Here is a 24940-nt window from a genome sequence, read left to right on the forward strand (position 1 = left end):
CGGGCCATTTCCGGTCCCGACGAACAGGTCTTCGCTCAGCCGGGGGTCTTGCCCGTGCCACGGTAAAGGAAACCCGATTCCCGACCCTGCGTCAAGATAATTAAATCACTCTGATTTATTATTGACAGAGCCGGTCTTCGCGCTCCACTCTGGCCTGAAATGCACCGCAGGACCCATGCCTTGAAGATCCATGTCGAACCCGCACCAGATCCGCGCCCCGGCCCCGAGGCCGCGGGGCTGCGCGGCTCGAACCAGTCGGGGATGCGGGCCTGGAACGAACGGCTGGTGCTCAGCCTCGTCCGCCAGCACGGGGCGCTGGCGAAATCCGACATCGCGCGGATGACCGGGCTTTCCGCGCAGACCGTCAGCGTGATCATGCGGGCGCTGGAGCAGGACGGGCTTCTGGTCCGGGGCGAACCCATCCGGGGCAGGATCGGCCAGCCCTCGGTGCCGATGTCGCTGGCTGCCGAGGGAGCTTTCTTCATCGGCCTGAAGCTCGGGCGGCGGTCGGCCGACCTTGCGCTGGTCGATTTCCTGGGCCGGGTCCGGGGCGCGCGGCGCAGCATCTATCGCTATCCCACCCCCGACGCCGTGACTGCCTTCGTGGCCGAGGCCCTGCCGGCGCTCCTCGCCTCGCTGCCGCCGGGCCAGCGCGGAAGGGTCGGGGGGATGGGGGTGGCCATGCCGTTCCAGCTCTGGTCCTGGGTCGAGCAGATCGGCGCCCCCCAGGCCGAGATGGATGCCTGGCGGCACCGCGACATCCAGGCCGAGCTTGCGGCGCTGACCGGGTTGCCGGTGCATGTCCAGAACGACGGATCGGCCGCCTGCGGGGCGGAGCTGGTCTTCGGCACGGGCGAGCGGCCGAAGGATTTCCTCTACTTCTACTTCGGCTATTTCATCGGCGGCGGGCTGGTGCTGAACGGCCAGCTCTTCACCGGGCGGGGGGGCAACGCCGCAGGCGTGGGGCCGATGCCGGTGCCGGGGCCGGACGGGCGGATGCGGCGGCTCCTGTCGGTCGCCTCGATCTCGGTCCTTGCCGCGCAGATCGAGGCGGCGGGCCAGTCCTCGGCGCCGCTTTGGGAAAGCCCGGACAGCTGGCAGGTGGACCGGGGGCTGCTCGACAGCTGGATGACCGGCGCGGCCGAGGGGCTGGCGGCGGCCTCGCTTACCGCTTCCGCCCTGCTGGAAATCGAGGCCGTTCTGATCGACGGCTGGATGCCGGCCACCGTGCGGGCCGAGGTGACGCGGCGGACCGAGGCCGCGCTCTACCGCCTCGACCTTTCCGGGATCGCGCCGCCCGCGATCCGCGAGGGCACCGTCGGGGCCCAGGCCCGCGCCCTGGGCGCCGCTGCCGTCCCCCTCTCGCTGCGCTACCTGATCGACCAGAACCCGGTCCGCGACGCCTGACGTCCATCGTAGGGTGCGCTACAGCGCACCATCCGAACGCCCGCCGTCCGCGAGCAACCTTTCCAGTTCCCCAACACTTCAGGCAGACCTCAGGCCATCACCTCGAACCGATCCACGTCGACCATCCCGAAATCGGTGATCTTCAGATGCGGGATCACCGGCAGGGCCAGGAAGGCGAGCTGCAGGAACGGCTCCTCCAGCACCACCCCAAGCGAGCGCGCCGCCGCCCGCAGCGCGACCAGGCGCTCCCGCACCACCTCGAAGCTCTCCAGACTCATCAACCCCGCCACCGGCAGCGCCAGTTCGGCCAGAACGCGGCCGCCCTCGACCACCACGAAGCCTCCCTCGATCTCGCCCAGCCGGGTCGCCGCCAGCGCCATGTCGGCGTAATCCGCCCCGACCACCGCGATGTTGTGGTGATCGTGGCAGACCGTGGAGCCGATCGCCCCGCGCGCCAGCCCGAAGCCCTGCACGAACCCTGTCGCCCGGTTCCCGTTCACCCCGTGCCGCTCGATCACCGCGATCTTGACCAGGTCGCGCGCGAGGTCCGGCTTCTTGTCCCCGTCCTGCGGGGCGATGTCGAAGCTGCGGTGCTCGGTGATGATCTTGCCCGGCAGGATGCCGATGACCGGGGTCTCGACCCGGTTGCCACCCGTCCTGAAATCCGCGGCCCCGACCGGCGGGGCTTTGACCGAGCGCCGGGCCACCGGCGCCGTCGTGGCCCGCGCCGCGAAGGCCGCGTCATCGGCCACCACGCCCCCCGCCAGCACCAGGCTGGCATGGCAACCCTCGAGGCTGTCGATCACCGCGATATCGGCCCGCTTGCCCGGCGCGATCAGACCGCGGTCCTTCAGCCCGAAGGCCTCGGCCGCGCTCAGGGAAGCCGCCCGGTAGACCGCCAGCACCGGCGCCCCCAGTTCGATGGCGGTGCGGATCATGTAGTCGAGATGCCCGTGCTCGCCGATGTCCAGCGGATTGCGGTCGTCGGTGCAGAAGGCAAGGTAGGGCGAAAACCGTTCCGTCAAGAGCCCCGCCAGCGCGTGCAGGTCCTTGGAGACCGAACCCTCGCGGATCAGAACCCGCATCCCCTTGCGCAGCTTCTCCAGCCCTTCCTCGTAAGAGGTCGCCTCATGCTCGGTGCGGATCCCGGCCGCGATATAGCCGTTCAGGTCGTTGCCGCGCAGCAGGGGCGCGTGGCCGTCGATGTGGCGGCCCTGGAAGGCTTCCAGCTTCTCCAGGCAACCGGGGTCCTTCATCAGCACGCCGGGGTAGTTCATGAACTCGGCCAGGCCGATGACCTTGGGGTGGTCCATGAAGGGCACCAGATCGGCCGCCGACAGCCGCGCGCCCGTGGTCTCCATATGGGTCGAGGGCACGCAGGAGGACAGCTGCACGCGCAGGTCCATCACCAGTTGCGACGCGGACTCGAGAAAATACCGGATGCCGGTCATGCCGCAGACATTGGCGATCTCGTGCGGGTCGCAGATCGCCGTCGTCACCCCCCGCGGGGTCACGCAGCGGTCGAACTCGTGCGGCGTCACCAGCGAGGATTCCACATGCAGATGCGTGTCGATGAAGCCCGGCACCAGCACCCGGCCCGAGACGTCGATCTCGCGCTGTCCCGCATAGGTCCCGAAGACGCCGACGATGGTGTCGCCGCAGATCGCCACGTCGGTTTCCACCAGATCGCCGGTGATCAGGTCGAACACCCGGCCGCCCTTCAGCACCAGATCGGCGGGGACAAGGCCGCGGCCCTGATCGATTCTGTCGGCAAGGGACGATTTCGGCATGGCTTTCTCCTTTCCGATCAGGGAACCTGAAAGCCGATGCGGCGTCCAGTGGCCGTGACCGAAACGGACCTTTCCATGCGCCCCCTGCGCGGCATTGCCTTCAAGCTCGGCTCTGTCCTGGTGTTCATCGTCATGTCCTCGCTGATCAAGGCGACGGCGCAGCATGTGCCGGCGGGGCAGGCGGTGTTCTTCCGGTCCTTCTTCGCGATTCCGGTGATCGTGGGCTGGCTTGCCGTCCAGCGCGAACTTGCGACGGGACTGAGGACCGCCAATCCGCTGGGGCATGTCTGGCGGGGGGTGGCGGGGACCATGGCGATGGGGCTGGGCTTCGCGGGCCTGGGCTATCTGCCGCTGCCCGAGGTGACGGCCATCGGCTATGCCGCGCCGCTGTTGACGGTGATCTTCGCCGCGATGTTCCTGGGCGAGGAGGTGCGGGCCTTCCGCATCTCGGCCGTGGCCCTGGGCATGGTCGGGGTGCTGATCGTGCTGGCCCCGCGCCTGTCCATCGACCCCGGCAGCGCCGGCATCGCCGAGACCCTGGGCGCGATGCTGGTCCTTGGCGGCGCGGTCTTTGCCGCGCTGGCGCAGGTCTTCGTCCGCCGCCTGGTGCAGACCGAGGTGACGGCGGCCATCGTCTTCTACTTCTCGCTGACCGCGACGCTTCTGTCGCTGGTCACGCTGCCCTTCGGCTGGGTCTGGCCCACGCCCGCAGAGGCCGCGCTACTGGTCACGGCGGGGCTTCTGGGCGGAGTGGGGCAGATCCTCCTGACCTCAAGCTACCGCGAGGCCGATGCCTCGCTGGTGGCGCCCTTCGACTATGCCTCGATGCTCTTCGCGCTGGGGATCGGCTATTTCGTCTTTGCCGAAGTGCCGACCCTGCCGATGCTGGCCGGTGCGGCGCTGATCGTGACGGCCGGAATCCTGATCATCTGGCGCGAGCGCAGGCTGGGGCTGGAGCGGGCGCGGCAAAGGAAGGCGATGACGCCGCAGGGCTAGGCCTGCCGCCAAGGCGGGGATTTGCGGTCCAGGAAGGCCGCGATGCCGAGACGGGCCTCTTCGCCTTCCCAGATGTCGGCGAGGCGGCGGATGCTGTCCTCGATCACCGCCGCGTCGATCCGGGGGCCAAGCGCGCGGGCCAGCCGCTTTGCGGCGGCGACGGCGGCGGGGGCGGCGGCAAGATAGGGCGCGACCTCGGCCTCGATGGCGACGTCGAGCGCGTCCGGTTCCACCGCGCGGGCGATGAGGCCCAGCCGTTCGGCCTCGTCCGCATCGAAGGCGCGGGCCGACATGAAGACGCGGCGGGCGCGGCCCTCGCCGATCCGGGCCAGGACATAGGGGCCGATGGTCGCGGGGATCAGGCCAAGCCGGGTCTCGGAAAAGCAGAAGCCGGTGCCCCGTGCCGCGAGGGCCACGTCGCAGACGCAGGCGAGGCCCAGGCCGCCGCCATAGGCCCCGCCGTGCAGCCTGCCGATCAGCGGCGCGGGGATCGTGTTCAGCGCCTGCAGCATTCCGGCCAGTTTCCCGGCCTCGCGGATTCTTTGCGCCCGGTCGGCCTCGACCTGCGCCTTCATCCAGGCAAGGTCGCCGCCCGCGCAGAAGACGGGGCCCGCGCCGGACAGCACGATGGCCCGCGTCGCGGGATTCTGTCCGACGGTGGACGCGAATTCGGTCAGTTCGGCGATCATGGCCGGGGACAGGACATTGCGCCGCTCGGGCGTGTTCAGGACCAGCCGGACCACGCCGCGCGGATCGGTGGTGACGTCCAGGGTCTGCCAGGTCATGGCGCGCTCCTCAGGCTGCGGGCGAAGCTGGCGGCACCGGCCAGCCGGTCGGGATCAAGGCCGGTGGCAAGGCCTTGGGACTGCAGGAAGGCGGCCACCGTCTCGGTCGCGACATTGCCTTTGGCGCCGGGCGCATAGGGGCAGCCGCCAAGGCCGCCGACCGAGGTGTCGAAGACCCGCAGCCCAAGGTCGAGGCTGGTCGCGATGTTCTGCAGGGCAAGGCCCCGCGTGTCGTGGTAGTGCCCGGCAAGGCGGTCGGCGGGCAGGCGTTCCAGCACCGCCTTCAGCATCCGGCCGATGGTTTCGGGCGTGCCCGCGCCCAGGGTGTCGCCCAGGCTGATCCGCTGGCAACCCATGGCCGCCAGAGCCGCGGCCAGATCGGCCACCGCCCCAGGAGCGACGGGACCGTCATAGGGGCAATCCGTGACGCAGGAGACATAGCCCCGGACCGGGATCGACTTCTCCGCCGCCTGGGCCAGCACCGGGCGGAAGCGGTCCAGGCTTTCGGCGACGGAACAGTTGATGTTGCGCTGCGAGAAACCTTCGGAGGCCGAGGCGAAGACCGCAACCTCGTCCGCCCCGGCGGCGAGGGCGTGCTCAAAGCCCTGGAGGTTGGGCGTCAGCGCCGCATAGCACACTCCCGGCCTGCGCGTGATCCCGGCCATGACCTCGGCCGCGTCGGCAAGCTGCGGCACCCATTTCGGGCTGACGAAACTGGTCACCTCGATATGGCTAAAACCGCAGTCGGAAAGCTGGTCGACAAGGCGGATCTTGTCGGGGGTGGCGATCGGCCGGGCCTCGTTCTGCAGCCCGTCGCGGGGGCCGACCTCGTAGAGGGTGACGTGATCAGCCAACTTCGGCCTCCATCCGCAGCAGAACCGTGCCGTCGCCGACCTGATCGCCTTCCGCGACCAGAACCTCGGCTACCACCCCGTCGCGCGGGGCGGTCAGGACATGCTCCATCTTCATCGCTTCCAGAAGGAGGAGCGGCTCGCCCTTCCTGACGCGATCCCCGGCACGGGTGCGCAGCGGGCCGACAAGGCCCGGCATCGGCGCGATGATCGCATCGCCGCCGACATGGTCGTGCGTGCCGCCAGACAGCGGATCCGGCACCGAGAAATCGTGCTTCACGCCGTCGAGGAACAGCGAAATGCGGCCCGGACCGGCCACCGGATGCGCGGTCCGCTGCACGCCCCCGGATACAAAGCGGACTTCGCCCGACCGATGGCCGATGATCGTCAGCGCCGTCTCGCCCAGCGGGCTGGAGGCGGCGAACTCTCCCGGCCCGAGCTGTCGGAGCCTGAGGTCCAGCCGCTCTCCCCCATGGGCCAGCACGACATGGCTTTCCGCCGTGCCCCAGCCGCGCCAGCCGGTCAGGCTGCGCCAGGGATCGGGATCGTCCGAGGGGAAGAGCAGGTCGAGCGCCGCCAGCGCCGCAAGGGCGGGGGCTTCGGGCGGCAGGGGCGGGCGGGCGGTCAGGCCCTCCAGCTCCCGCGCGATCAGGCCGGTATCGACCGCACCGGCGCGGAAGTCGGGATGCCGGGCCAGCGCGGCCAGGAATTCGGCATTGGTGGTCGATCCGGCGATCCGGCACTCGTCCAGCACCGATGCCAGCCGGGCCAGCGCCGAGGCGCGGTCGGGGGCGTGGACGATGACCTTGGCGAGCATGGGGTCATACCAGGGCGTGATCTCGTCGCCCTGCCGCACACCGCTGTCGATGCGGACCGGGCCATGGGTAAAGGCGGTTGCGGGCGGGAAGGACAGATACGTCAGCCGTCCGGTTGCGGGCAGGAAGCCGCGCTCGGCATCCTCGGCGTAAAGCCGGGCCTCGACGGCGTGACCGTCGATCCGCAAGTCCTCTTGCCGGAAGGGCAGTTCCTCCCCTGCCGCGACGCGCAGTTGCAACTCGACGAAATCCAGCCCGGTGATCGCCTCGGAGACCGGATGCTCGACTTGAAGCCGGGTGTTCATCTCCATGAACCAGAAGCCGTCGTCGCGCAGCGAGCCGGAGCCGTCGGCGATGAATTCCACCGTCCCGGCGCCGCGATAGCCGATGGCGCGGGCGGCCTGGATCGCAGTGCGGCCCATGGCGGCGCGGACGGGTTCGGTCATGCCGGGGGCGGGGGCTTCCTCGATCACCTTCTGGTGGCGGCGTTGAAGGCTGCAATCACGTTCGAACAGGTGGACGACATTGCCGTGGGCATCGGCGAAGACCTGGATCTCGATATGGCGGGGGCGAGCGACGTATTTCTCGATCAGGCAGGCCGGGTCGCCGAAGCTGGCCTGCGCCTCGCGTTCCGCGCCTTGCAGCGCATCGGCGAAGTCGGCCGGGTCTTCCACCAGCCGCATCCCCTTGCCGCCGCCGCCCGCGCGGGCCTTGATCAGGACCGGATAGCCGATGGCGGCGGCCTGCCCGGCCAGGAAGGCGGGATCGCGGTTCTCGCCGTGGTAGCCCGGCACCACCGGCACCCCGGCCGATTGCATCAATGCCTTGGCGGCATCCTTCAGGCCCATGGCGCGGATCGCCTGCGCAGGCGGGCCGATGAAGACGAGACCCGCCGCTTCCACGTCCGCGACGAAACCGGGGTTTTCCGACAGGAAGCCGTAACCGGGATGGATCGCCTGCGCGCCGGTCTTCAGCGCGGCCGCGATGATCGCCTCGCTGCGCAGGTAGCTTTCGGCGACGGGGGCGGGGCCGATGCGCACCGCCTCGTCGGCCAGCGCGACATGCAGCGCGCCGGCATCGGCGTCGGAATGGACGGCCACGGTCGCGATCCCCATGCGGCGGGCGGTGGTGATGACGCGGGCGGCGATCTCGCCCCGGTTGGCAATCAGGATCTTGCGGAACATCCGGGCCTCACATGCGGAACAGGCCAAAGCGCGTCGGCGGGATCGGGGCGTTCAGCGTGGCAGACAGCGACAGGGCCAGCACCGCCCGCGTCTGGCGGGGGTCGATGATCCCGTCGTCCCACAGCCTTGCCGAGGCGTAGAGCGGGTGCGACTGGCGCTCGAACATCTCCAGCGTCGGGCGCTTGAACTCGGCCTCCTCTTCTTGCGACCAACTGCCGCCCTGGCGCTGGATCGCCTCGCGGCGGACGGTGGCAAGGACGCCCGCCGCCTGCTCGCCGCCCATGACGGAGATCCGGCTGTTGGGCCAGGTCCAGAGGAAGCGCGGCCCGTAGGCGCGGCCGCACATGCCGTAATTGCCCGCCCCGAACGAGCCGCCCACGATCATAGTGATCTTCGGCACCTGCACCGTGGCGACGGCGGTGACCAGCTTCGCGCCATCCTTGGCGATACCCCGGTTTTCCGCCGTCCGGCCGACCATGAAGCCCGAGATGTTCTGCAGGAACACCAGCGGAATGCCGCGCTGGGCGCAAAGCTCGACGAAATGCGCGGCCTTCAGCGCGCTTTCCGAAAAGATCACCCCGTTGTTGCCGATGATGCCGACGGGTATTCCCATCACATGGGCGAAACCGCAGGTGATGGTCGTGCCATAGCGCGGCTTGAACTCGTCATAGCGCGAGCCGTCGACGGTGCGGGCGATCAGCTCGCGGATGTCCCAGGGGGTTTTCAGGCCGGGCGGGACAAGGCCCAGGATCTCTTCAGGGTCGAAGGCCGGGTCCTCGGGGGATTGCAGGGCGACGGCGGGGCTTTTGCGGCGGTTCAGGGTCGCCACGGCGCGACGGGCAAGGGCGAGGGCATGGGCGTCGTCCTCGGCCAGAAGGTCGGCCACGCCGGAAAGGCGGGTGTGCACGTCGCCGCCGCCCAGTTCTTCGGCGCTGACGACCTCTCCTGTCGCGGCCTTCACCAGGGGCGGGCCGGCGAGGAAGATCGTCCCCTGGTCCTTCACGATGATCGTCACATCCGACATGGCCGGCACATAGGCCCCGCCCGCGGTGCAGGATCCCATGACGACGGCAATCTGCGCGATGCCCTGCGCCGACATGTTGGCCTGGTTGAAGAAGATCCGGCCGAAATGGTCGCGGTCGGGAAAGACCTCGTCCTGGTTGGGCAGGTTCGCGCCGCCGCTGTCGACCAGATAGACGCAGGGCAGGCGGTTCTCGGCAGCGATCTCCTGCGCGCGCAGGTGCTTCTTCACCGTCATCGGGAAATAGGTGCCGCCCTTCACCGTGGCGTCGTTGGCGAGGATCATCACCTCCTGCCCCTCGACCCGGCCGATCCCGGCGATCAGCCCGGCCGAGGGGCTGGCGCCGTCGTAAAGCCCATGAGCGGCGAACAGGCCGATCTCCAGGAAGGGCGAGCCGGGGTCGAGCAGCCGGTCGATGCGTTCGCGCGGCAGAAGCTTGCCCCTGCTCTGGTGCAGGCCGCGGGCCTTGTCGCCGCCACCGGCAAGGGCCAGCGTGGCGGCAGTCTTCACGGTCTCCAGCGCGGCAAGGTTGACGGCCTGGTTGGCGCGGAACGCCTCGCTGCGGGGCGAGATCGCCGAGGTCAGGATCGTCATGCCCCCATCGCCCCCATCAATTCGCGCCCGATCAGCATGCGGCGGATCTCGCTGGTGCCCGCGCCGATCTCCATGAGCTTCGCGTCGCGGAAGATGCGGGCGACGGCTGCGTCGTTCAGGAAGCCCGCGCCGCCCATCGCCTGCACGGACTGGTGCGCCACCTCCATCGCCATCTCCGAGGCGTAAAGCACGCAGGCCGCCGCATCCTGGCGCGTGACCTGGCCCCGGTCGCAGGCGCGGGCGACGGCGTAGACATAGGCCCGGGCCGAGTTCAGCTTGGTGTAGATGTCGGCGATCTTGCCCTGCATCAGCTGGAACTGCCCGATGCTTTGCCCGAACTGCTTGCGGCTGACCATGTAGGGCATGATCTCGTCCAGGCAGGCGGCCATGATGCCGGTGCCGATGCCCGAAAGCACAACCCGTTCATAGTCGAGGCCGGACATCAGGACGCGCACGCCCTTGCCCTCGGCCCCCAGCACGTTCCCGGCCGGGACGGCAACATCCTCGAAGATCAGCTCGCCGGTGTTCGACCCCCGCATCCCCAGCTTGTCGAAATGCGGCGAGGTGCGGAAGCCCGGCATGGTCCGCTCCACCAGGAAGGCGGTGATGCCCTTCGATCCCGCCTGCGGGTCGGTCTTGGCATAGACCACCAGCACATCGGCGTCGGGGCCATTGGTGATCCAGTATTTCGTGCCGTTCAGGATGTAGTGGTCGCCGCGCTTCTCGGCGCGCAGCGTCATCGACACCACATCCGACCCGGCCCCGGCCTCGGACATGGCCAGCGCGCCGACCTGGGTGCCAGCGATCAGGCCGGGCAGGTATTTTCGCTTCTGCGCCTCGGTCCCGTTCAGCGCGATCTGGTTGACGCAGAGGTTGGAATGCGCGCCGTAGCTCAGCGAGACCGAGGCCGAGGCGCGGGCGATCTCCTCCACCGCGACGACATGGGCGAGGTAGCCCAGCCCTGCGCCGCCATGGGCCTCGGGCACGGTGATGCCGAGAAGACCAAGCTCGCCCATCTCGGGCCAAAGCTCCGCCGGGAAGGCGTTCCGCCGGTCGATCTCCGCCGCCATCGGCCTGACCCGGTCCTGCGCCCAGCGGTGGACCATCTCGCGCAGCGCCTCGACATCCTCGCCCAGATCGAAACCCATCGAACCCAGAAACATTCCGTCCCCCTATTCCGCCGCCGTTGCCAACGGTCTTTGCTCTTGCAGCGCCGCCCGCAGCGCGTCGCGCCGTTCCATCTGCCGGGCGAAGGCCGTCTCCTTGACCGGACCATAGCCCCGAATCTCCTGCGGCAGGGCCAGAAGTTCGCGCAGGAGCGGCAGGGTTTCCGCCGAAAGCACCCGCTCGGCGAGATCGAGGTCGGCCTCGTAAAGCGCGATCAGCCGGCGCTCCATCCGGCGGTCGGCGGTATGGCCGAAGGGATCGGCCCAGGTGCCGCGCAGGCGTTTCAACCGGGCGAGGACGCCGAGGACCGGCAGGATCCAGGGTCCGAACTCGCGCTTGCGAGGGCGGCCGTCTGCAGCCTTGCCCGGCAGGATCGGCGGGGCGAGGTTCAGGGAGATACGGTAGGGACCTTCGAACTCGGCCTCCAGCCCGGCGCGGAAGGCGGGGTCGGAATAAAGCCGCGCGACCTCGTATTCGTCCTTGTAGGCCAGGACCTTGGCATAGGTCTCGGCGGCGGTGCGGATCAGGTCCCCGGCCCCGATCCGGTCCGCGGCCCTGCCGATCCGGTCCAGCCGGGCGCGGTAGCGGTCGGCAAGGGCCGCGTCCTGATAGGCGCGCAAGTGGTCGGCGCGGCGGTCGATCAGCGCCGGAAGCGACGGCGCCTCGGGCGCCGCCTTCGTACCGGCAAGCGCCGCGACCCGCGCGGGGTCATGCGCCAGGAGCCGGCCCCAGTTGAAGGCATCGGTGGTGGATTGCACCGCCGTCCCGTTCAGCGCGATGGCCTGCAGGATCGACTCCCGCGCGAGAGGGATCAGGCCAAGTTGCCAGGCATAGCCCACCATCATCAGGTTCGCGCCGATTTCGTCTCCGGTCAGGCCCCTAGCCAGCGCCGAGAAGTTCAGGAAATTCCGCGACGACCGCGTGGCCTGCGCGACCGAGGCCTCGACCTGCGCCTCCTTGAAGTCGAAATCTCGGTGGCGGATGAAGTCCGAGACCGGCGTGATGCGGGTGTTCAGCACCACCTCGGTCCGGGCCGGATCGCAGAGAAGGATGCTGTCCTTCGACGCCGCGACCACCGAATCCGCCGCCAGCAGCAGATCGGCCGAGCCCGCAGCGATCCGGGGCGCGGCGATCGGCCGGTCGGGGCGCGAGATGCGGACATTGCTCATCACCGCGCCGCCTTTCTGCGCAAGGCCCGCCATGTCCAGCACCATCGGGATCTTGCCGTCGACATGCGCCGCCATCCCCAGGATCGCGCTGATCGTCAGCACCCCTGTTCCCCCCACCCCCGCCAGCGCCAGGTTCCAGGCGCGTTCGATCTTCGGCAGTTCCGGCTCGGGCAGGGCCGAGACATCCGCCCCCGCCTGTGGCCTTGCCTTGCGCAGGGTCGCGCCCCTCACGGTCACGAACGAGGGGCAGAAGCCCTTGAGGCAGGAATAATCCTTGTTGCAGGCCGACTGGTTGATCTTGCGCTTGCGGCCGAGGTCGGTCTCCAGCGGCTCGACCGCAACGCAGTTCGACGTCTCCGAGCAATCGCCACAGCCCTCGCAGACCGCCGGATTGATCCAGAGGCGGAGGTCGGGGTCCTCCATCTCTCCGCGCTTGCGGCGCCGGCGCTTTTCGGCGGCGCAGGTCTGTTCGTAGACGATGATCGTCACGCCCGGCACCTCGCGCAGTTCCAGCATCACCGCGTCGATCTCGTCGCGGTGGCGGACCTCGGTGCCCTTGGCCAGGTCGGCGGCGCGATAGGTCTCGGGCTTGTCCGACATCAGGACGACGCGGGCCACGCGCTCGTTGTGGACCAGGTGGGTGATCTGCTCGGGCGTCAGCACCCCGTCGATCGGCTGGCCGCCGGTCATGGCGACGGCGTCGTTGAACAGGATCTTGTAGGTGACATTGGCGCCCGCCGCGACCGACTGGCGGATCGCCATATGGCCCGAGTGGAAATAGGTGCCGTCGCCCAGATTGACGAAACGGTGCCTCTCGTCGGTGAAATGCTGGATCGCGGTCCAGGGCACGCCCTCGCCGCCCATCTGCGACAGGGTCTCGGTCCGGCGGTCCATCCAGATCGCCATGTAATGGCAGCCGATCCCCGCCATGGCCGTCGATCCCTCCGGCACGCGGGTCGAGGTGTTGTGCGGGCAGCCGGCGCAGTAATAGGGCACGCGCAGCACGGGGGGCACATGGCCGGCCGCCCGCGCCTCGGCCCGGTGCAGCGCCTCGGCCCGCGCGCGCAGATGGGCGGCAAGGCTTTCGGGCAGGTCCAGCCGCAGAAGCCGCTCGGCGATGGCCCCGGCCACCCGCGCCACCGTCAGCCCGGCGGAAAGGCTGAGGAACGGCTGGTCCTTCTCGTCGAACTTGCCGACGATGCGCGGGCGCACGTCGCTGCGCCAGTTGAACAGCTCCTGCTTGATCTGGTTCTCGATGATCTCGCGGCGTTCCTCGACGACCAGCACCTCCTCCAGCCCCTGCGAGAAGGCGCGGATGCCCTCGGGTTCCAGCGGCCAGGGCATGCGCACCTTGTAGAGCCGTAGCCCGATCACCGCCTGCTCCGCCGCGCCCAGGCCCAGTTCGGCCAGCGCCTGCCGCACGTCCTCATAGGCCTTGCCCGAGGCGACGATCCCGAAGCGGTCGCGGCCATGGGTGGTGATCAGCCGGTCCACCCCGTTGGCGCGGGCGAAGGCGATGGCGGCATAGCCCTTGTGCTCCTGCAACCGCTCGTCCTGCACCAGCGGCGGATCGGGCCAGCGCAGGCCGAGGCCGCCGGGCGGCAGCGCGAAGTCCGGGGGCAGCACGAATTGCCGCGCCTCCTGCGCCAGGTCCACGACCGAGGAGATCTCGACCGTCTCCGAGATCACCTTGAAGCCGACCCAGCAGCCCGAGAAGCGCGACATGGCGATGCCCAGCAGACCCATCTCCAGGAATTCATGGATCGACGAGGGGTAGAGCATCGGCATCAGCGCCGAGATGAAGGCATGGTCCGACTGGTGCGGGATCGAGCTGGACTTGCAGGTGTGGTCATCCCCCGCGATCGCCAGCACGCCGCCATGCGGGGCGGTGCCCGCCGCATTCGCGTGCTTGAACACATCGCCCGAGCGATCCACGCCCGGACCCTTGCCATACCAGATGCCCAGGACCCCGTCCTTGCGTGCGCCCTTCGACAGATGCACCTGCTGGCTGCCCCAGACCGCCGTGGCCGCCAGGTCTTCGTTCAGGCCCGGCTGGAACACCACCCCGTGCCGGTCCAGGAACTTCCGCGCCTTGACCAGCTGCTGGTCATAGCCGCCCAGGGGAGAGCCGCGATAGCCCGAGATGAAACAGCCCGTGTCCAGCCCCGCCGCCCGGTCGCGGCGCATCTGGGTCATGGGCAGGCGGACCAGGGCTTGCGTCCCGGTCATGAAGACCGAACCCGCCTCGGCCGCGTATTTGTCGTCAAGCGAGATGGCCATGCGCGCGTCCTTTCTCTCGGACCCCCTGTGGCAACACTCTAGGACCGGCCGACGGGACAAGGTCTCTATTGCTGACCTGCTTGTCGGCGACCTTGGAACACCGTACCTGTTCCTTGCGTCTTCAAGGCAATATGGTGCTCTGTCGGGCGAGTTTCCACCTGCCTGTCGCTTGAGGAGGAAAGATGCAGCTGGACGAACCCGACCGCCGCATCCTGCGTGCCCTGCAGGATGAGCCCGAACTGACCCTGCGCGAGCTGGGCGAGGTCACCGGCCTCAGCCATTCCCCGTGCTGGCGGCGGCTCAAACGGTTGCAGGACGAGGGGGCGATCAGCCCGAAGCGCTTCGTCGTCGATCCCGAGGCGGTGGGCTTCGAGATCCTGGTCCTGTGCTTCGTCAAGATCTCGCACCACCAGCGCGACCGCCTGCGCGCCTTCGAGGAGGCGGTGGTCAAGGTGCCCGAGGTCATGCAGTGCCATTCGCTGACCGGCGAATACGACTATGTGCTGCAGGTCGTGGCGACCAGCGTGCGGGACTACGAGGCAACGGTGAAGAACGCGCTGGTCGAGTTGCCCAATGTGCAGTCGATCAACACCAGCTTCACGTTGAAGCGGGTCAAGCACACGCTGAACGTGCCGGTCTAGAAATCCGCCTTCAGTCCGCGCGGGCGCCGGTGCATCCTGTGCGCAGGACGCAAGGGAGGTAAAGGATGCGCACATTGCTGCTTTACGGCGACAGCAACACCCATGGCACGCTGCCGATGGAGGGGCTTGGGGCCTCGGGCCGTTTCCCGCGCGACGACCGCTGGCCGGGACGGCTGGCGAAGCTCCTGCCCGATTGGGAGGTGATCGCCGAGGGGCATCCGGGTCGCACCACGCTGCATGACGACCCGGTCGAAGGGGCGCATCGCAACGGCTTGACGGTGCTGCCCGCGATCCTGGAAAGCCACCGGCCGGTGGATGTGGTCCTTCTGATGCTGGGGACCAATGACCTGAAGGCGCGGTTCTCGGTCACCGCAAGCGACATCGCCCTGTCGCTGGAGCGGCTGGTGCGCGTGATCCGCGCCTCGGAGGCGGGGCCGGGGCGGGGGGCTCCGGACGTGCTTCTGGTGGCGCCGCCGCCGATTGCCGAGGTCGGTTGCCTTGCCGGCATGTTCGCCGGCGGCGCGGCGAAGTCGCAGGGCCTTGCGGCCGAGATCCGGGCAGCGGCGGCGCGGCTGGCGGTGCCGTTCCTGGATGCGGGCGCGGTGGTCCAGGTCTCGCCCATCGACGGGATCCACTATGACCCCGAGGCGAATCCGGCGTTGGCCGAAGCCTTCGCTGTCGCAATCCGCCACTATTTCCCCGGTTGAGGTCGGGATCGAACTTGCCTGCGCCGGGCTTCGACCGCAGGATCGGTCGGGGAGGACCAGCCATGACCAGCCACGATACTGCCCTTGCCGCCATCGCCGAGTTGCGCGCCAATGTCTCGGTGCCCTTCGAGCGTGCCCAGGCGATGCCGAAGGCGGTCTATACCTCGCCCGATTTCGCCCGCGCCGAACAGGAGCATATCTTCGCGAAGGAATGGCTTTGCGCCGGCCGGGCCGATGCGCTGGCCAATCCCGGCGACTATCTGACGATGAACATCGCCGGCGAGCCGGTGATCATCCTGCGCGACCGCGAAGGCGCCCTGCGCGGCATGTCCAACGTCTGCCGGCACCGGATGAGCACGTTGCTGGAGGGCCGGGGCAATGTACGCTCGATCGTCTGTCCCTACCACGCCTGGACCTACAATCTGGACGGCAGCCTGCGCGGCGCCCCGGCGATGGCGCGGAACGAGGGCTTCTGCAAGGAGGACGTGAAGCTTCCGGCGGTCCGGGTCGAGGACTGGCAGGGCTGGATCATGGTCACGCTGAACCCCGATGCCCCGCCGGTGGCCGAGCGTCTGGCGGGAGTTGACCGGCTGGTCGGCCACCTGCCGATGGCGGACTACCGCGAGGTCTTCCGCGAGGAGTTCCGCTGGGACACCAACTGGAAGGTGCTGGCCGAGAACTTCATGGAAAGCTACCACCTGCCGGTCTGCCATTCCGGCACCATCGGCGGGGCCTCGGACCTGAACAAGATGGAATGCCCCGAGGGCGAGGAGGCCTTCAACCATCACTGGATCATCAAGAACGACCTGGTGCCCCTGGCGCTGGCGCACCCGTCGAACACCGCGCTTCAGGGCGATGACCGCCGGATCACCTGGCTTCTGGCGATCTACCCCGCGCTCCTCATCACCCTGACGCCGGGCTATTTCTGGTATCTCTCGCTGACGGCCGACGGCCCGGGCTCGGTCCGGGTGCTGTTCGGCGGCGGGATGAGCAAGGAATGGATGGCCGACCCCGAGGCGGAGCGGCATCTGGCGTCGGTGAAGGCGCTGCTGGACGACGTCAACGTCGAGGACAAGGGCTGCGTCGAGAAGGTCTGGAAGGGGCTGTGCGCCGGCATGTCCTCGCCCGGCGCGCTCAGCCATCTGGAGCGGCCGAACTACGATTTCGCCCGCTACATCGCCAGCCGGATGCCGTAGGGGCTTGACCCCGGCGCAGGAGGCGTCACCTATCCGGGCATGACGCAACATGCCCTGATCGTGGCGCACGGCCAGCCCTCGGACCCCCTGACCGCCGCCCGCGCACTGGAGGCGCTGGCGGCGCGGGTGCAGACCCTCCTGCCGGACTGGGAGGTCGCGGCCGCGACGCTGGCCGAACCGGGCGCGCTGGCCCGGGCGGTGGCGGGGCGGCCGGGTGGGGTGGTCTTTCCGATGTTCATGGCCGGGGGCTGGTTCACCCGGGTGCAGATCCCGGCGAAGCTGGCCGAGGCCGGGGCGGGGGCGCGGTCCGGACTTTGGACGGTGCTGGAGCCCTTCGGCTGCGACCCCGCCGTCCACGACCTCTGCGTCGCTCTGGCACGCGAGGCGGGCGGGCGCGAGGTGATCCTGGCGGCGCACGGCTCGTTCAAGTCGCCCGCACCGTCGCAGATCGCGGGGCATGTGGCGGAACGCATCGCGGCCGAGACCGGCGCGCGTGTCCGGTCGGGCTTCATCGACCAGGAGCCGCAGCTTTCCTCCCTGACCGGGATGGCGGGCGTCTGCCTGCCGTTCTTCGCGGCCGGAGGCGGCCATGTCAGCGACGACATTCCCGCCGCGCTGGCGAAGGCGGGGTTCCAGGGGCGGATCCTGCCGCCGGTGGGGCTGGACCCGCGGGTGCCGGAGATCGTTGCGGCGGCGATCGCACGGCGGGTGCCGGTCTGTTCCGGGGCCTGCCGGTGGGTGCGGTGACCAAAATCCTTCGAAGGATTTTGCAAATTTCTTCGAAGAAATTTGGTCCCCGGCCTCAGACCGTGTGCAGGTAGAGGTCGAAGTCCACCTCGCTGACCGTCCGCATCACACGTGCATATTCCGCCGCCATGATCGCGGTGAAGGTGCGGTGCATGTCCTCGCCCAGGGCGTTCTTCAGGAAATCCGACCGTTTCGCCGCGTCGATGGCGGATTTCCAGTCCGACGGGATGCCGGCGTTGTCCTCGTCGGCATAGCCGTTGCCGGTGGTCTCGGGGCCGGGGTCGATCTGCTCCTTCATGCCCTTGCGCACGCCCGCCAGTACGGTCGCGGCCACCAGATAGGGATTGGCGTCCACCCCCGCCGGGCGATGCTCGATCCGCCGGGCCTTGATCTCTCCCGCCGGGATCCGCAGCGCGACCGAGCGGTTGTTGACGCCCCAGGTCGGGCTGACGGGCGCATAGGACTGGCTCGCGAAGCGCCGCCACGAATTCGCATGGGGCGCGAAGACCAGCATCGATTCGCCCATCGTCTGTTTCAGGCCGCCGAGGGCATGCAGGATCGTGGGGTTCCACTTGCCCTCTTCCGCCTCGACGAAGACGTTCTTCCCCGCATCGTCCAGCATCGAGACGTGGAAATGCATCCCCGACCCGGCGTAGTTCTCGTTCGGCTTGGCCATGAAGCAGGCCACCACGCCATGCGCGCGCGCCTGCGCTCGGACGATGCGCTTCAGCCGCATCAGGTCGTCGGCTGCCTGCATCACGTCGGTGCGGTAGTGCAGCGTCAACTCGTACTGGCCGGGGGCATATTCCGAGATCAGCGTCTCGGCCTTGATGCCCGCCTTTTCGGCCCCGGCGTAGATGTCGGAGAACAAGGGCAGCATCCCGTGCAGATGATCGACGGAATAGACCTCGGTCTTGCGGCTGGACCGGCGGTCGAGCACGTCGCGGGCGGGCTGCATCTTGCCGTCGGGGCCGCGCTCCGGGTCGAGCAGGAAGAACTCCAGTTCGAAGGCGCCGGCAGGGTGCAGGCCGTCCTGCGCAAGGAGGTCCACCTGCCGCTGCATCGCGTGGCGGGGGTCCGAGGTCATCGGCGCGCCATCGAGCGTATACATCGACATGAACACCTCGCCGCGCGGCGGCTGGGTGTTGTGCAGCGGCTTCAGCGTGCCGGGGATCGGCCAGGCGCGCAGGTCGCCGTCGCCCTGGTCCCAGATGAGACCCGTCTCGTGCACGTCCTCGCCGCAGATGTCGAGGCCGAGGATCGAGATCGGCAGATGGCGGCCATTGTTGTAAAAGGACAAAAGCTCATGCCGGCGGATGATCTTGCCCCGGCCGATGCCGTTGGCGTCGTGCAGGATGATGTCAAAAGCCTCGATCTCGGGATGGGCTTCGAGAAAGGCTTCCGCCTCGGCTGCGGTGGAACCGGAGGGGCTGGTCGTGGTCATTTTCAGTCTGCCTGGAAAAGGTCGGAAAGGATGGCGTCGAAGCTGGCAATCAGGCGGTCGACCTGGGCCTTCTTCGTCGCGGGGCTGATCAGCATCATGTTGTGGAAGGGCGCGATGAGCGTGCCGCGGTTGATGAGGCCGGTGTGGATCGCGGCCTCCACCTGCGGCTGGTGGGCGTAACCCGCCTGCGTCCCGTTCTTCAGGGGGCCGGGGGCGCAGATGAACTCCACCCGCGCGCCGACGCGGACGACGTGCCAGGGGGCCTTGTGCCTGTCGATGACCCTGGCGAGGCCACGGGACAGGCGCTCGGCCAGCTTCTCCATATGGGCGTAGTTTTCCGGGGTCATCACTTCGGACAGGTTGGCGACGAGGCAGGCGAACTGCATCGGGTTGGCGGAAAGCGTGGTGCCCATGCCGCTGCGGCCGGGCGCGCGCCGTGCGTTCGCCTCCTCGTACCGCTGCGCGGTCTCGTCGGTCAGGCCCCAGACGGCGGTCGGCATCCCCCCGGCAACGCATTTGCCGACGACGAAGATGTCGGGGCTGAGGGAATGGACGCGGGTATAGCCGCCGAGGCCGGAGGAGATGGTGTGCGTCTCGTCCATGATGAGAAGCGCGCCGTATTGTTTCGACAGGCGGCGCAGGCCGTCGTGGAAGCCGGGGTCGGGCAGGACCATGCAGGAGTTGGTCATCACCGGCTCGGTCAGGATCGCGGCGACGTCGCCCTTGGCGAGCGCGGCCTCGACGCTGGCCAGGTCGTTGAATTCGCAGGCGACGGCGGTCTGCGTCAGGTCGGCCACCTGGCCGAGAAGACCCGGGGAGTTCACCGTGACCCCGTTTTCCAGCGAGACGAAGCTGTCGTCCACCGTGCCGTGGTAGCAGCCGTTGAACACCAGGACCTTGGGCTTGCCGGTGATCGCCCGGGCGACGCGGAGGGCGAAGCGGTTGGCGTCGGTGGCGGTGGTGGCGATCTGCCAGCGGAAGGGACCGAAACGCTCGGTCAGGAGGCGGCCTGCCTCCAGCGCGGCTTCCGTGGGGAGCATGTAGGTCAGGCCGCGCCGGGCCTGCTGGCGGATCGCCCTGGCGACGGGGGCGGGGGAGTGGCCGAACATCGAGCCGGTGTCGCCGAGGCAGAAGTCGTCCAGCGTCACGCCGTCGATATCCTCGATCCGCGCGCCTTGGGCGCGGGCGACCAGCGGCAGATGCGGCATCGGCCAGTCGGCCATCCAGTGCATCGGCACGCCGCCAAGGAAGTGCCGCGATCCTTCGGCCAGCGCCTTCCGGGCCTTCGGGCGGGCCTTGGCGTAGATCCCGGCCTCACGCCTGGCGAAAGCGGCCAGGCGGTCCTGGCGGATACCGGCGATCATCTCGTCTGACAATTCGGGCCTCGCGGGGTTGCTGGCCGTATATGCGACATAATTTGATCAAAAAGCAAGCGGTGGCTCGTCGTTCGCCTTCGGCTCCTCCTCGCAGGGCGTCACGCGCGACCTGTGAGGAGTGACGAAGTCACCGACGAGCGGGTGGGTCAGGCCCAGTTTCCCTCGAAATCCTGCGGGATCAACAGGTTGTGCCGGCCCATCGCCTTCACGTCACGCTCGCCGCAGAGCGCCATGGTAATGTCCATCTCCTTGCGGATCACCTCGAGCGCGGCGGTCACGCCAGTCTCGCCCATCGCGCCGAGGCCGTGGATATAGGCCCGGCCGATCATCGTGCCCGTCGCACCAAGGCTGAGCGCCTTCAGCACGTCCTGGCCCGAGCGGATGCCCGAATCCAGCCAGACCTCGGTCCGGTCGCCGATGGCGCGGACAATCGACGGCAGCATCCGGATCGAGCTGAGCGCCCCGTCCAGCTGCCGCCCGCCGTGGTTCGAGACGATCACCGCATCGGCGCCGGCGTCGGCGGCCATCCTGGCATCCTCGGGGTCGAGCACGCCCTTGAGGATGAACTTGCCCTTCCACTGGTCGCGGATCCGGGCGACCTTGGCCCAGTCGAGCTGGGGATCGAACTGCTCGTTCGTCCAGGTGGTCAGGTCGGAAAGGCTGGTCACGCCCTTCACATGGCCGACGATGTTGCGGAACTGCCGACGCGGGGTCTTCAGCATGTTCAGCGACCAGCGCGGCTTCAGCGCCATGTTGATCAGGTTCGGGATCGTCGGCCGTGGTGGCGAGGTCAGGCCGTTCTTCAGGTCCTTGTGGCGCTGGCCCAGGATCTGCAGGTCCAGCGTCAGCACCAGGGCGCTGCATTTCGCGGCCCGGGCGCGTTCGATGGCGCTGTCGACGAAATCCTCGTCCTTCATCACGTAAAGCTGGAACCAGAACGGATCGGGGCTGGCCGCCGCCACGTCCTCGATCGAACAGATCGACATGGTCGAGAGGGTGAAGGGCACCCCCGCCCTGGCCGCGGCCCGCGCCGCGTGGATCTCGCCGTCGGGATGCTGCATCCCGGTCGATCCGACCGGGGCCAGCGCCACCGGCATCGAGACCCTGTGCCCGGCCATCGTGCTGGAGAGGTCACGCCCGGTCAGGTCGCGCGCGACCCGCTGGCGGAAGCGGAGTTTCGTGAAGTCCGAGGAATTCTCGCGGAAGGTCTGCTCGGTGTAGCTGCCGCTTTCGCAATAGTCCCAGAACATGCGCGGCGTGCGCTTCCGGTGCAGGCGCTTCAGATCCTCGATGCAGGTGATCACGGGCATGGGTGGTGGCTCCCGGTATTGGTCAACTCCTGTTACCAATACCGCGGGCATCCGTCCATACGTCCGGCAAGCGCGCGACCCCGGAATTCGAACGAATTCCGGGACGATTTCCGTCCGGAAATCGGCGTCGCGCGAGGATCAGGCCGAATGCGCTCCGTCGGCCAGCGCCTTCACGCGGGCCAGCACCTGCGCAACCGGCACGCCCGCACCGATGTCCTTGACGATGGCCGAGCCCACGACGCAGCCATCCGCCACGCCGGCGATGGTCTTCGCCGCCTCGGGCGTGTTGATGCCGAAGCCGACGATCACCGGCAGGCCGGTCGACCGCTTGATCCGCACGACCTCCGGTCCCACGTCGGTCGCCTGCGCCGCCGCCGCCCCGGTGATGCCGGTGATCGAGACGTAGTAGACGAAGCCGGAGGTGTTCTGCAGCACCTTCGGCAGGCGCTTGTCATCGGTGGTGGGCGTCGCCAGCCGGATGAAGTTCAGCCCGGCCTTCTGCGCCGGGATGCAGAGTTCGGCATCCTCCTCGGGCGGCAGGTCCACCACGATGAGGCCGTCGATCCCGGCGTCGGTCGCCTCGACCAGGAAGCGGTCGACGCCGCGCGAATAGATCGGGTTGTAGTAGCCCATGAGGACGATGGGCGTCCTGTCATCCGCGGCCCGGAAGGCGCGGACCATGGCCAGCACCCGGTCCATCTTCATGCCGCCTTCCAGCGCCCGCTGCCCGGCCGCCTGGATCGTCGGCCCGTCCGCCATCGGATCGGTGAAGGGCATCCCCAGCTCGATCACGTCCACCCCGGCGGCCGGAAGGCCCTGCATCACGGCAAGCGAGGTCGCCTCGTCGGGATCGCCGCCCATGATATAGGCGACGAAGGCCTTCTTCCCCTCGGCCTTCAGCCGCGCGAAGGTGTCGTCGATCCGTGTCATGGCGGTCCCCCTGCTGGTCGGCTCCATCTGCCATGGCCGACATGGGGAAATCAATGGGACTCAGCCCGGTTGCCGCCAGGGCGAGGAGATCATCCAGTGCGTCCCGAAGCGGTCCTTCACCATGCCGAACCCGTCGGACCAGAAGGTCGGCTGGAACTCCATGATCACCGCGCCGCCCTCGCTGAGGGCGGCGAAGATGCGGCGGGCCTCGGCCTCGGAAGCGGCCTCGTGGCTGATCGACACCGCCTTCTGCGGATCGCCCGCCATGCCCGGCGGGAAGTCCGAGGCCATCAGGCTGCGACCGCCGACGCGCAGGGTTGCATGCAGGATCAGGTCCGAGCCCTGCATCTCGGCCGGGGCCTCGGGCATCTGGGCATAGGTCATCATTTCCAGCGTGCCGCCGAACAGATCGCGGTAGGCCTCCAGCGCGGCGCGGGCGTTGCCCTGGAAATGGATATAGGGATCGAAGCTCATGGTGCACCTCCTGCCCGCCAGCCTACGCCCGGGATCCGAGTCGCAGAAGCTTGATCCCGCCGCGCCACCCCCGTAGAAGCGGCCCGTCGCTTGCAGGAGGGTATCATGGGCTTCAGGATGGGCATCGTCGGGCTGCCGAACGTGGGCAAGTCCACCCTCTTCAACGCGCTGACCCGTACGGCGGCGGCGCAGGCGGCGAACTTCCCCTTCTGCACCATCGAGCCCAACGTGGGCGAGGTCGCGGTCCCCGATGCGCGGCTGGACAAGCTGGCGGCGATCGCGGGCTCGAAGCAGATCATCCCGACACGGATGACCTTCGTCGATATCGCCGGCCTCGTGCGCGGGGCATCGAGGGGCGAGGGCCTCGGCAACCAGTTCCTCGCCAATATCCGCGAATGCGACGCCATCGCCCATGTGCTGCGCTGCTTCGAGGACGGCGACATCACCCATGTCGAGGGCCGGATCGACCCGGTGGCCGATGCCGAGACCATCGAGACCGAGCTGATGCTGGCGGATCTGGAATCGATCGAGCGGCGCCGGGCGAACCTGGCGCGCAAGCTCAAGGGCGGCGACAAGGAAAGCCTGGACCAGGACCGCCTGCTGGCCGTGGCGCAGAAGGTGCTGGAGGACGGCAAGCCCGCCCGTACGATCCAGATCGCCGAGGATGACCAGAAACAATGGCGGATGCTGCAGCTCCTGACCGCGAAGCCGGTGCTTTACGTCTGCAACGTCGAGGAGGCTTCGGCCGCGACAGGCAACAGCCAGTCGGCCCGCGTGGCCGAGATGGCGGCGAAACAGGGCGCGGGCGCGGTGGTGATCTCGGCCCGGATCGAGGAGGAACTGGCGCAGCTTCCCGAGGACGAGGCCGCGATGTTCCTGGAGGAGATGGGCCTGCACGAGGCCGGGCTCGACCGGCTGATCCGCGCGGGCCATGCGCTTCTGGGCCTGCAGACCTATTTCACCGTCGGCCCGAAGGAGGCCCGCGCCTGGACGATCCAGAAGGGCACGCTGGCGCCGCAGGCGGCCGGGGTGATCCATGGCGATTTCGAAAAGGGCTTCATCCGGGCCGAAACCGTCGCCTATGACGATTACATCGCCGGCAATGGCGAGGCGGGGGCCAAGGAGGCCGGCAAGTTCCGGGTGGAAGGCAAGACCTACGAGGTCAAGGACGGCGACGTCCTGCATTTCCTGTTCAACGGCTGAGTGCGGGAACTGATCTGCGGGCGCCTATCCCCGCAGGATCGCCCAGATGAAGCGCAGGCAGACGGCGGCCAGGAACAGGCCGAAGGCGGTTTCCAGGCGGCGGCGGCTCAGGCCATGGGCCAGCGCCACGCCGAAGCGGGTGGTCAGGATCGAGGTGGGGATCGTGAGCGCGAAGGTCGCGAGCGAGACGAAGCCGAGCGCGTCGGCGGGCAGGTCGGTCCGTCCCCAGCCGGCCGCCATGTAGCCCAGCGTTCCGGGGATGGCGATCAGCACGCCCACCCCCGCCGAGGTCGAGACCGCGCGGTGGATCGGGACGTTATGCAGCGTCAGGATCAGGGTCGAGACCGCGCCGCCGCCGATGCCCATCAGGGCGGAAACCAGTCCGACGCCGGCGCCATAGGCCCGCATCGCCGCCTTGCCGGGCAGGCTGTCGCGCAACCGCCAGCCCGAGCCTCCGGCCAGAAGCTTGACGGCATTGATCGCGGCCACCACGGCAAAGACCAGCTGGAACAGCTGCGGCGGGGCGAAGCGCGCGATGACCGAGCCGACCGCCACCCCCGCCAGCACCGGCAGCGCCCAGAGCCGCAGCAGGTCGAGGTCGACCGTCCCGCGCTTGAAATGCCCGCGCGAGGACTGGATCGAGGTGGGGATGATCACGGCGAGCGAGGTGCCGACCGCCATCGGCATCGCCACCTCGGGCGCATGGCCAAGGGTCTGGAACACCTCGTAGAAGACCGGGACCGAGATCGCCCCGCCGCCGATGCCGAAGAGCCCGGCCAGAAAGCCGATCAATGCCCCGGCGATGGCCAGCGCGGCGACCAGCGGCAGAAGCGTGGCGGGATCCATGAACTCG

At 68.7% G+C, this 24940-nt stretch carries 20 protein-coding genes; 7 read left to right on the forward strand and 13 right to left on the reverse strand.

The annotated features are described in order from the left end of the window. Positions 1-261 precede the first annotated feature (261 nt). Complete coding sequence (locus I7S92_RS12820; protein ID WP_197644995.1) at positions 262-1407, forward strand: ROK family transcriptional regulator; 1146 nt, start codon at positions 262-264, stop codon at positions 1405-1407. An 89-nt stretch (positions 1408-1496) separates the two neighbouring features. Here I7S92_RS12820 and ade read toward each other — a convergent pair whose 3' ends face one another. Next, positions 1497-3197, reverse strand: coding sequence for an adenine deaminase (gene ade, locus I7S92_RS12825; RefSeq protein ID WP_197644884.1), 1701 nt, complete (start codon positions 3195-3197; stop codon positions 1497-1499). Between the two features lie 75 nt (positions 3198-3272). Here ade and I7S92_RS12830 point away from each other — a divergent pair, with 75 nt between their 5' ends. Next, a complete protein-coding gene (locus I7S92_RS12830) occupies positions 3273-4193 on the forward strand; it encodes a DMT family transporter (RefSeq protein WP_197644998.1) in 921 nt (306 codons plus the stop codon). On the opposite strand, the gene I7S92_RS12835 is transcribed toward I7S92_RS12830, so the two are convergent. From I7S92_RS12835 to I7S92_RS12860, 6 genes are read right to left on the reverse strand one after another with little or no spacing between them, the layout of a single operon-like run. After that, positions 4190-4978 (reverse strand): crotonase/enoyl-CoA hydratase family protein, encoded by a 789-nt coding sequence (locus I7S92_RS12835; protein WP_197644887.1) that lies wholly within the window; start codon positions 4976-4978, stop codon positions 4190-4192. The two genes, I7S92_RS12830 and I7S92_RS12835, sit on opposite strands and share 4 nt — an antisense overlap. Further along, positions 4975-5832: a hydroxymethylglutaryl-CoA lyase gene (locus I7S92_RS12840; RefSeq protein WP_197644889.1), complete on the reverse strand. Its 858-nt coding sequence runs from the start codon at positions 5830-5832 to the stop codon at positions 4975-4977. The genes I7S92_RS12835 and I7S92_RS12840 overlap by 4 nt, the downstream gene beginning before the upstream one ends. Beyond that, positions 5825-7828, reverse strand: a complete 2004-nt coding sequence (locus tag I7S92_RS12845) for an acetyl-CoA carboxylase biotin carboxylase subunit (RefSeq protein WP_197644891.1) — start codon at positions 7826-7828, stop codon at positions 5825-5827. Before I7S92_RS12845 ends, I7S92_RS12840 begins: the two co-directional genes overlap by 8 nt. A 7-nt stretch (positions 7829-7835) precedes the next feature. Next, the gene (locus tag I7S92_RS12850) at positions 7836-9443 is read right to left on the reverse strand and encodes a carboxyl transferase domain-containing protein (RefSeq protein WP_197644893.1); all 1608 of its coding nucleotides are present in this window, start codon (positions 9441-9443) and stop codon (positions 7836-7838) included. Further along, positions 9440-10606 carry an acyl-CoA dehydrogenase family protein gene (locus I7S92_RS12855; protein WP_197644895.1) on the reverse strand — a complete coding sequence of 389 codons (1167 nt, stop codon included), beginning with the start codon at positions 10604-10606 and terminating at the stop codon, positions 9440-9442. The genes I7S92_RS12850 and I7S92_RS12855 overlap by 4 nt, the downstream gene beginning before the upstream one ends. A gap of 9 nt (positions 10607-10615) precedes the next feature. Further along, a complete protein-coding gene (locus I7S92_RS12860; RefSeq protein ID WP_197644897.1) occupies positions 10616-14059 on the reverse strand; it encodes an indolepyruvate ferredoxin oxidoreductase family protein in 3444 nt (1147 codons plus the stop codon). A 182-nt stretch (positions 14060-14241) separates the two neighbouring features. On the opposite strand from I7S92_RS12860, the gene I7S92_RS12865 reads away from it, so the two are divergent. From I7S92_RS12865 to I7S92_RS12880, 4 genes are all read left to right on the forward strand, one after another. Continuing rightward, entirely contained in the window at positions 14242-14700 is a 459-nt protein-coding gene (locus I7S92_RS12865) for an Lrp/AsnC family transcriptional regulator (RefSeq protein WP_197644898.1), read from the forward strand. A 65-nt stretch (positions 14701-14765) separates the two neighbouring features. After that, on the forward strand, positions 14766-15407 hold the full coding sequence (locus I7S92_RS12870) for an SGNH/GDSL hydrolase family protein (protein WP_197644899.1): 642 nt from the start codon (positions 14766-14768) through the stop codon (positions 15405-15407). A gap of 62 nt (positions 15408-15469) precedes the next feature. Continuing rightward, positions 15470-16603 carry an aromatic ring-hydroxylating oxygenase subunit alpha gene (locus tag I7S92_RS12875; protein WP_197644900.1) on the forward strand — a complete coding sequence of 378 codons (1134 nt, stop codon included), beginning with the start codon at positions 15470-15472 and terminating at the stop codon, positions 16601-16603. 39 nt (positions 16604-16642) lie between these two features. Then, positions 16643-17350 (forward strand): sirohydrochlorin chelatase, encoded by a 708-nt coding sequence (locus tag I7S92_RS12880; RefSeq protein WP_197644901.1) that lies wholly within the window; start codon positions 16643-16645, stop codon positions 17348-17350. Positions 17351-17405: 55 nt separating this feature from the next. On the opposite strand, the gene I7S92_RS12885 is transcribed toward I7S92_RS12880, so the two are convergent. The 5 genes from I7S92_RS12885 to I7S92_RS12905 all read right to left on the reverse strand — a co-directional run bounded on the left by I7S92_RS12885 (position 17406) and on the right by I7S92_RS12905 (position 22884). Further along, complete coding sequence (locus I7S92_RS12885; RefSeq protein WP_197644903.1) at positions 17406-18794, reverse strand: glutamine synthetase family protein; 1389 nt, start codon at positions 18792-18794, stop codon at positions 17406-17408. 2 nt (positions 18795-18796) lie between these two features. Further along, positions 18797-20158 carry an aspartate aminotransferase family protein gene (locus I7S92_RS12890; protein ID WP_197644905.1) on the reverse strand — a complete coding sequence of 454 codons (1362 nt, stop codon included), beginning with the start codon at positions 20156-20158 and terminating at the stop codon, positions 18797-18799. A gap of 158 nt (positions 20159-20316) precedes the next feature. After that, complete coding sequence (locus tag I7S92_RS12895; protein ID WP_197644907.1) at positions 20317-21480, reverse strand: alpha-hydroxy acid oxidase; 1164 nt, start codon at positions 21478-21480, stop codon at positions 20317-20319. 138 nt (positions 21481-21618) lie between these two features. Next, positions 21619-22410 carry a tryptophan synthase subunit alpha gene (gene trpA / locus I7S92_RS12900; protein ID WP_197644909.1) on the reverse strand — a complete coding sequence of 264 codons (792 nt, stop codon included), beginning with the start codon at positions 22408-22410 and terminating at the stop codon, positions 21619-21621. Between the two features lie 60 nt (positions 22411-22470). Further along, positions 22471-22884 carry a VOC family protein gene (locus tag I7S92_RS12905; protein ID WP_197644911.1) on the reverse strand — a complete coding sequence of 138 codons (414 nt, stop codon included), beginning with the start codon at positions 22882-22884 and terminating at the stop codon, positions 22471-22473. Between the two features lie 105 nt (positions 22885-22989). Here I7S92_RS12905 and ychF point away from each other — a divergent pair, with 105 nt between their 5' ends. Beyond that, positions 22990-24087, forward strand: coding sequence for a redox-regulated ATPase YchF (gene ychF / locus I7S92_RS12910; protein ID WP_197644913.1), 1098 nt, complete (start codon positions 22990-22992; stop codon positions 24085-24087). Between the two features lie 24 nt (positions 24088-24111). Here ychF and I7S92_RS12915 read toward each other — a convergent pair whose 3' ends face one another. After that, entirely contained in the window at positions 24112-24933 is an 822-nt protein-coding gene (locus I7S92_RS12915; protein ID WP_197645001.1) for a sulfite exporter TauE/SafE family protein, read from the reverse strand. Positions 24934-24940: the final 7 nt, after the last annotated feature.

It is taken from the genome of Tabrizicola soli, from assembly GCF_015999335.1.
Classification (GTDB): Bacteria; Pseudomonadota; Alphaproteobacteria; order Rhodobacterales; family Rhodobacteraceae; genus Tabrizicola; species Tabrizicola soli.

Coding starts and splice junctions, on each gene's coding strand:
- trpA (WP_197644909.1), bottom strand. CDS start 22,410: ATGACACGGATCGACGACACCTTCGCGCGGCTGAAGGCCGAGGGGAAG.
- I7S92_RS12855 (WP_197644895.1), bottom strand. CDS start 10,606: ATGTTTCTGGGTTCGATGGGTTTCGATCTGGGCGAGGATGTCGAGGCG.
- I7S92_RS12860 (WP_197644897.1), bottom strand. CDS start 14,059: ATGGCCATCTCGCTTGACGACAAATACGCGGCCGAGGCGGGTTCGGTC.
- I7S92_RS12915 (WP_197645001.1), bottom strand. CDS start 24,933: ATGGATCCCGCCACGCTTCTGCCGCTGGTCGCCGCGCTGGCCATCGCC.
- I7S92_RS12820 (WP_197644995.1), top strand. CDS start 262: ATGCGGGCCTGGAACGAACGGCTGGTGCTCAGCCTCGTCCGCCAGCAC.
- ade (WP_197644884.1), bottom strand. CDS start 3,197: ATGCCGAAATCGTCCCTTGCCGACAGAATCGATCAGGGCCGCGGCCTT.
- I7S92_RS12835 (WP_197644887.1), bottom strand. CDS start 4,978: ATGACCTGGCAGACCCTGGACGTCACCACCGATCCGCGCGGCGTGGTC.
- I7S92_RS12885 (WP_197644903.1), bottom strand. CDS start 18,794: ATGACCACGACCAGCCCCTCCGGTTCCACCGCAGCCGAGGCGGAAGCC.
- I7S92_RS12865 (WP_197644898.1), top strand. CDS start 14,242: ATGCAGCTGGACGAACCCGACCGCCGCATCCTGCGTGCCCTGCAGGAT.
- I7S92_RS12870 (WP_197644899.1), top strand. CDS start 14,766: ATGCGCACATTGCTGCTTTACGGCGACAGCAACACCCATGGCACGCTG.
- I7S92_RS12905 (WP_197644911.1), bottom strand. CDS start 22,884: ATGAGCTTCGATCCCTATATCCATTTCCAGGGCAACGCCCGCGCCGCG.
- I7S92_RS12895 (WP_197644907.1), bottom strand. CDS start 21,480: ATGCCCGTGATCACCTGCATCGAGGATCTGAAGCGCCTGCACCGGAAG.
- I7S92_RS12830 (WP_197644998.1), top strand. CDS start 3,273: ATGCGCCCCCTGCGCGGCATTGCCTTCAAGCTCGGCTCTGTCCTGGTG.
- I7S92_RS12845 (WP_197644891.1), bottom strand. CDS start 7,828: ATGTTCCGCAAGATCCTGATTGCCAACCGGGGCGAGATCGCCGCCCGC.
- I7S92_RS12850 (WP_197644893.1), bottom strand. CDS start 9,443: ATGACGATCCTGACCTCGGCGATCTCGCCCCGCAGCGAGGCGTTCCGC.
- I7S92_RS12875 (WP_197644900.1), top strand. CDS start 15,470: ATGACCAGCCACGATACTGCCCTTGCCGCCATCGCCGAGTTGCGCGCC.
- ychF (WP_197644913.1), top strand. CDS start 22,990: ATGGGCTTCAGGATGGGCATCGTCGGGCTGCCGAACGTGGGCAAGTCC.
- I7S92_RS12880 (WP_197644901.1), top strand. CDS start 16,643: ATGACGCAACATGCCCTGATCGTGGCGCACGGCCAGCCCTCGGACCCC.
- I7S92_RS12890 (WP_197644905.1), bottom strand. CDS start 20,158: ATGATCGCCGGTATCCGCCAGGACCGCCTGGCCGCTTTCGCCAGGCGT.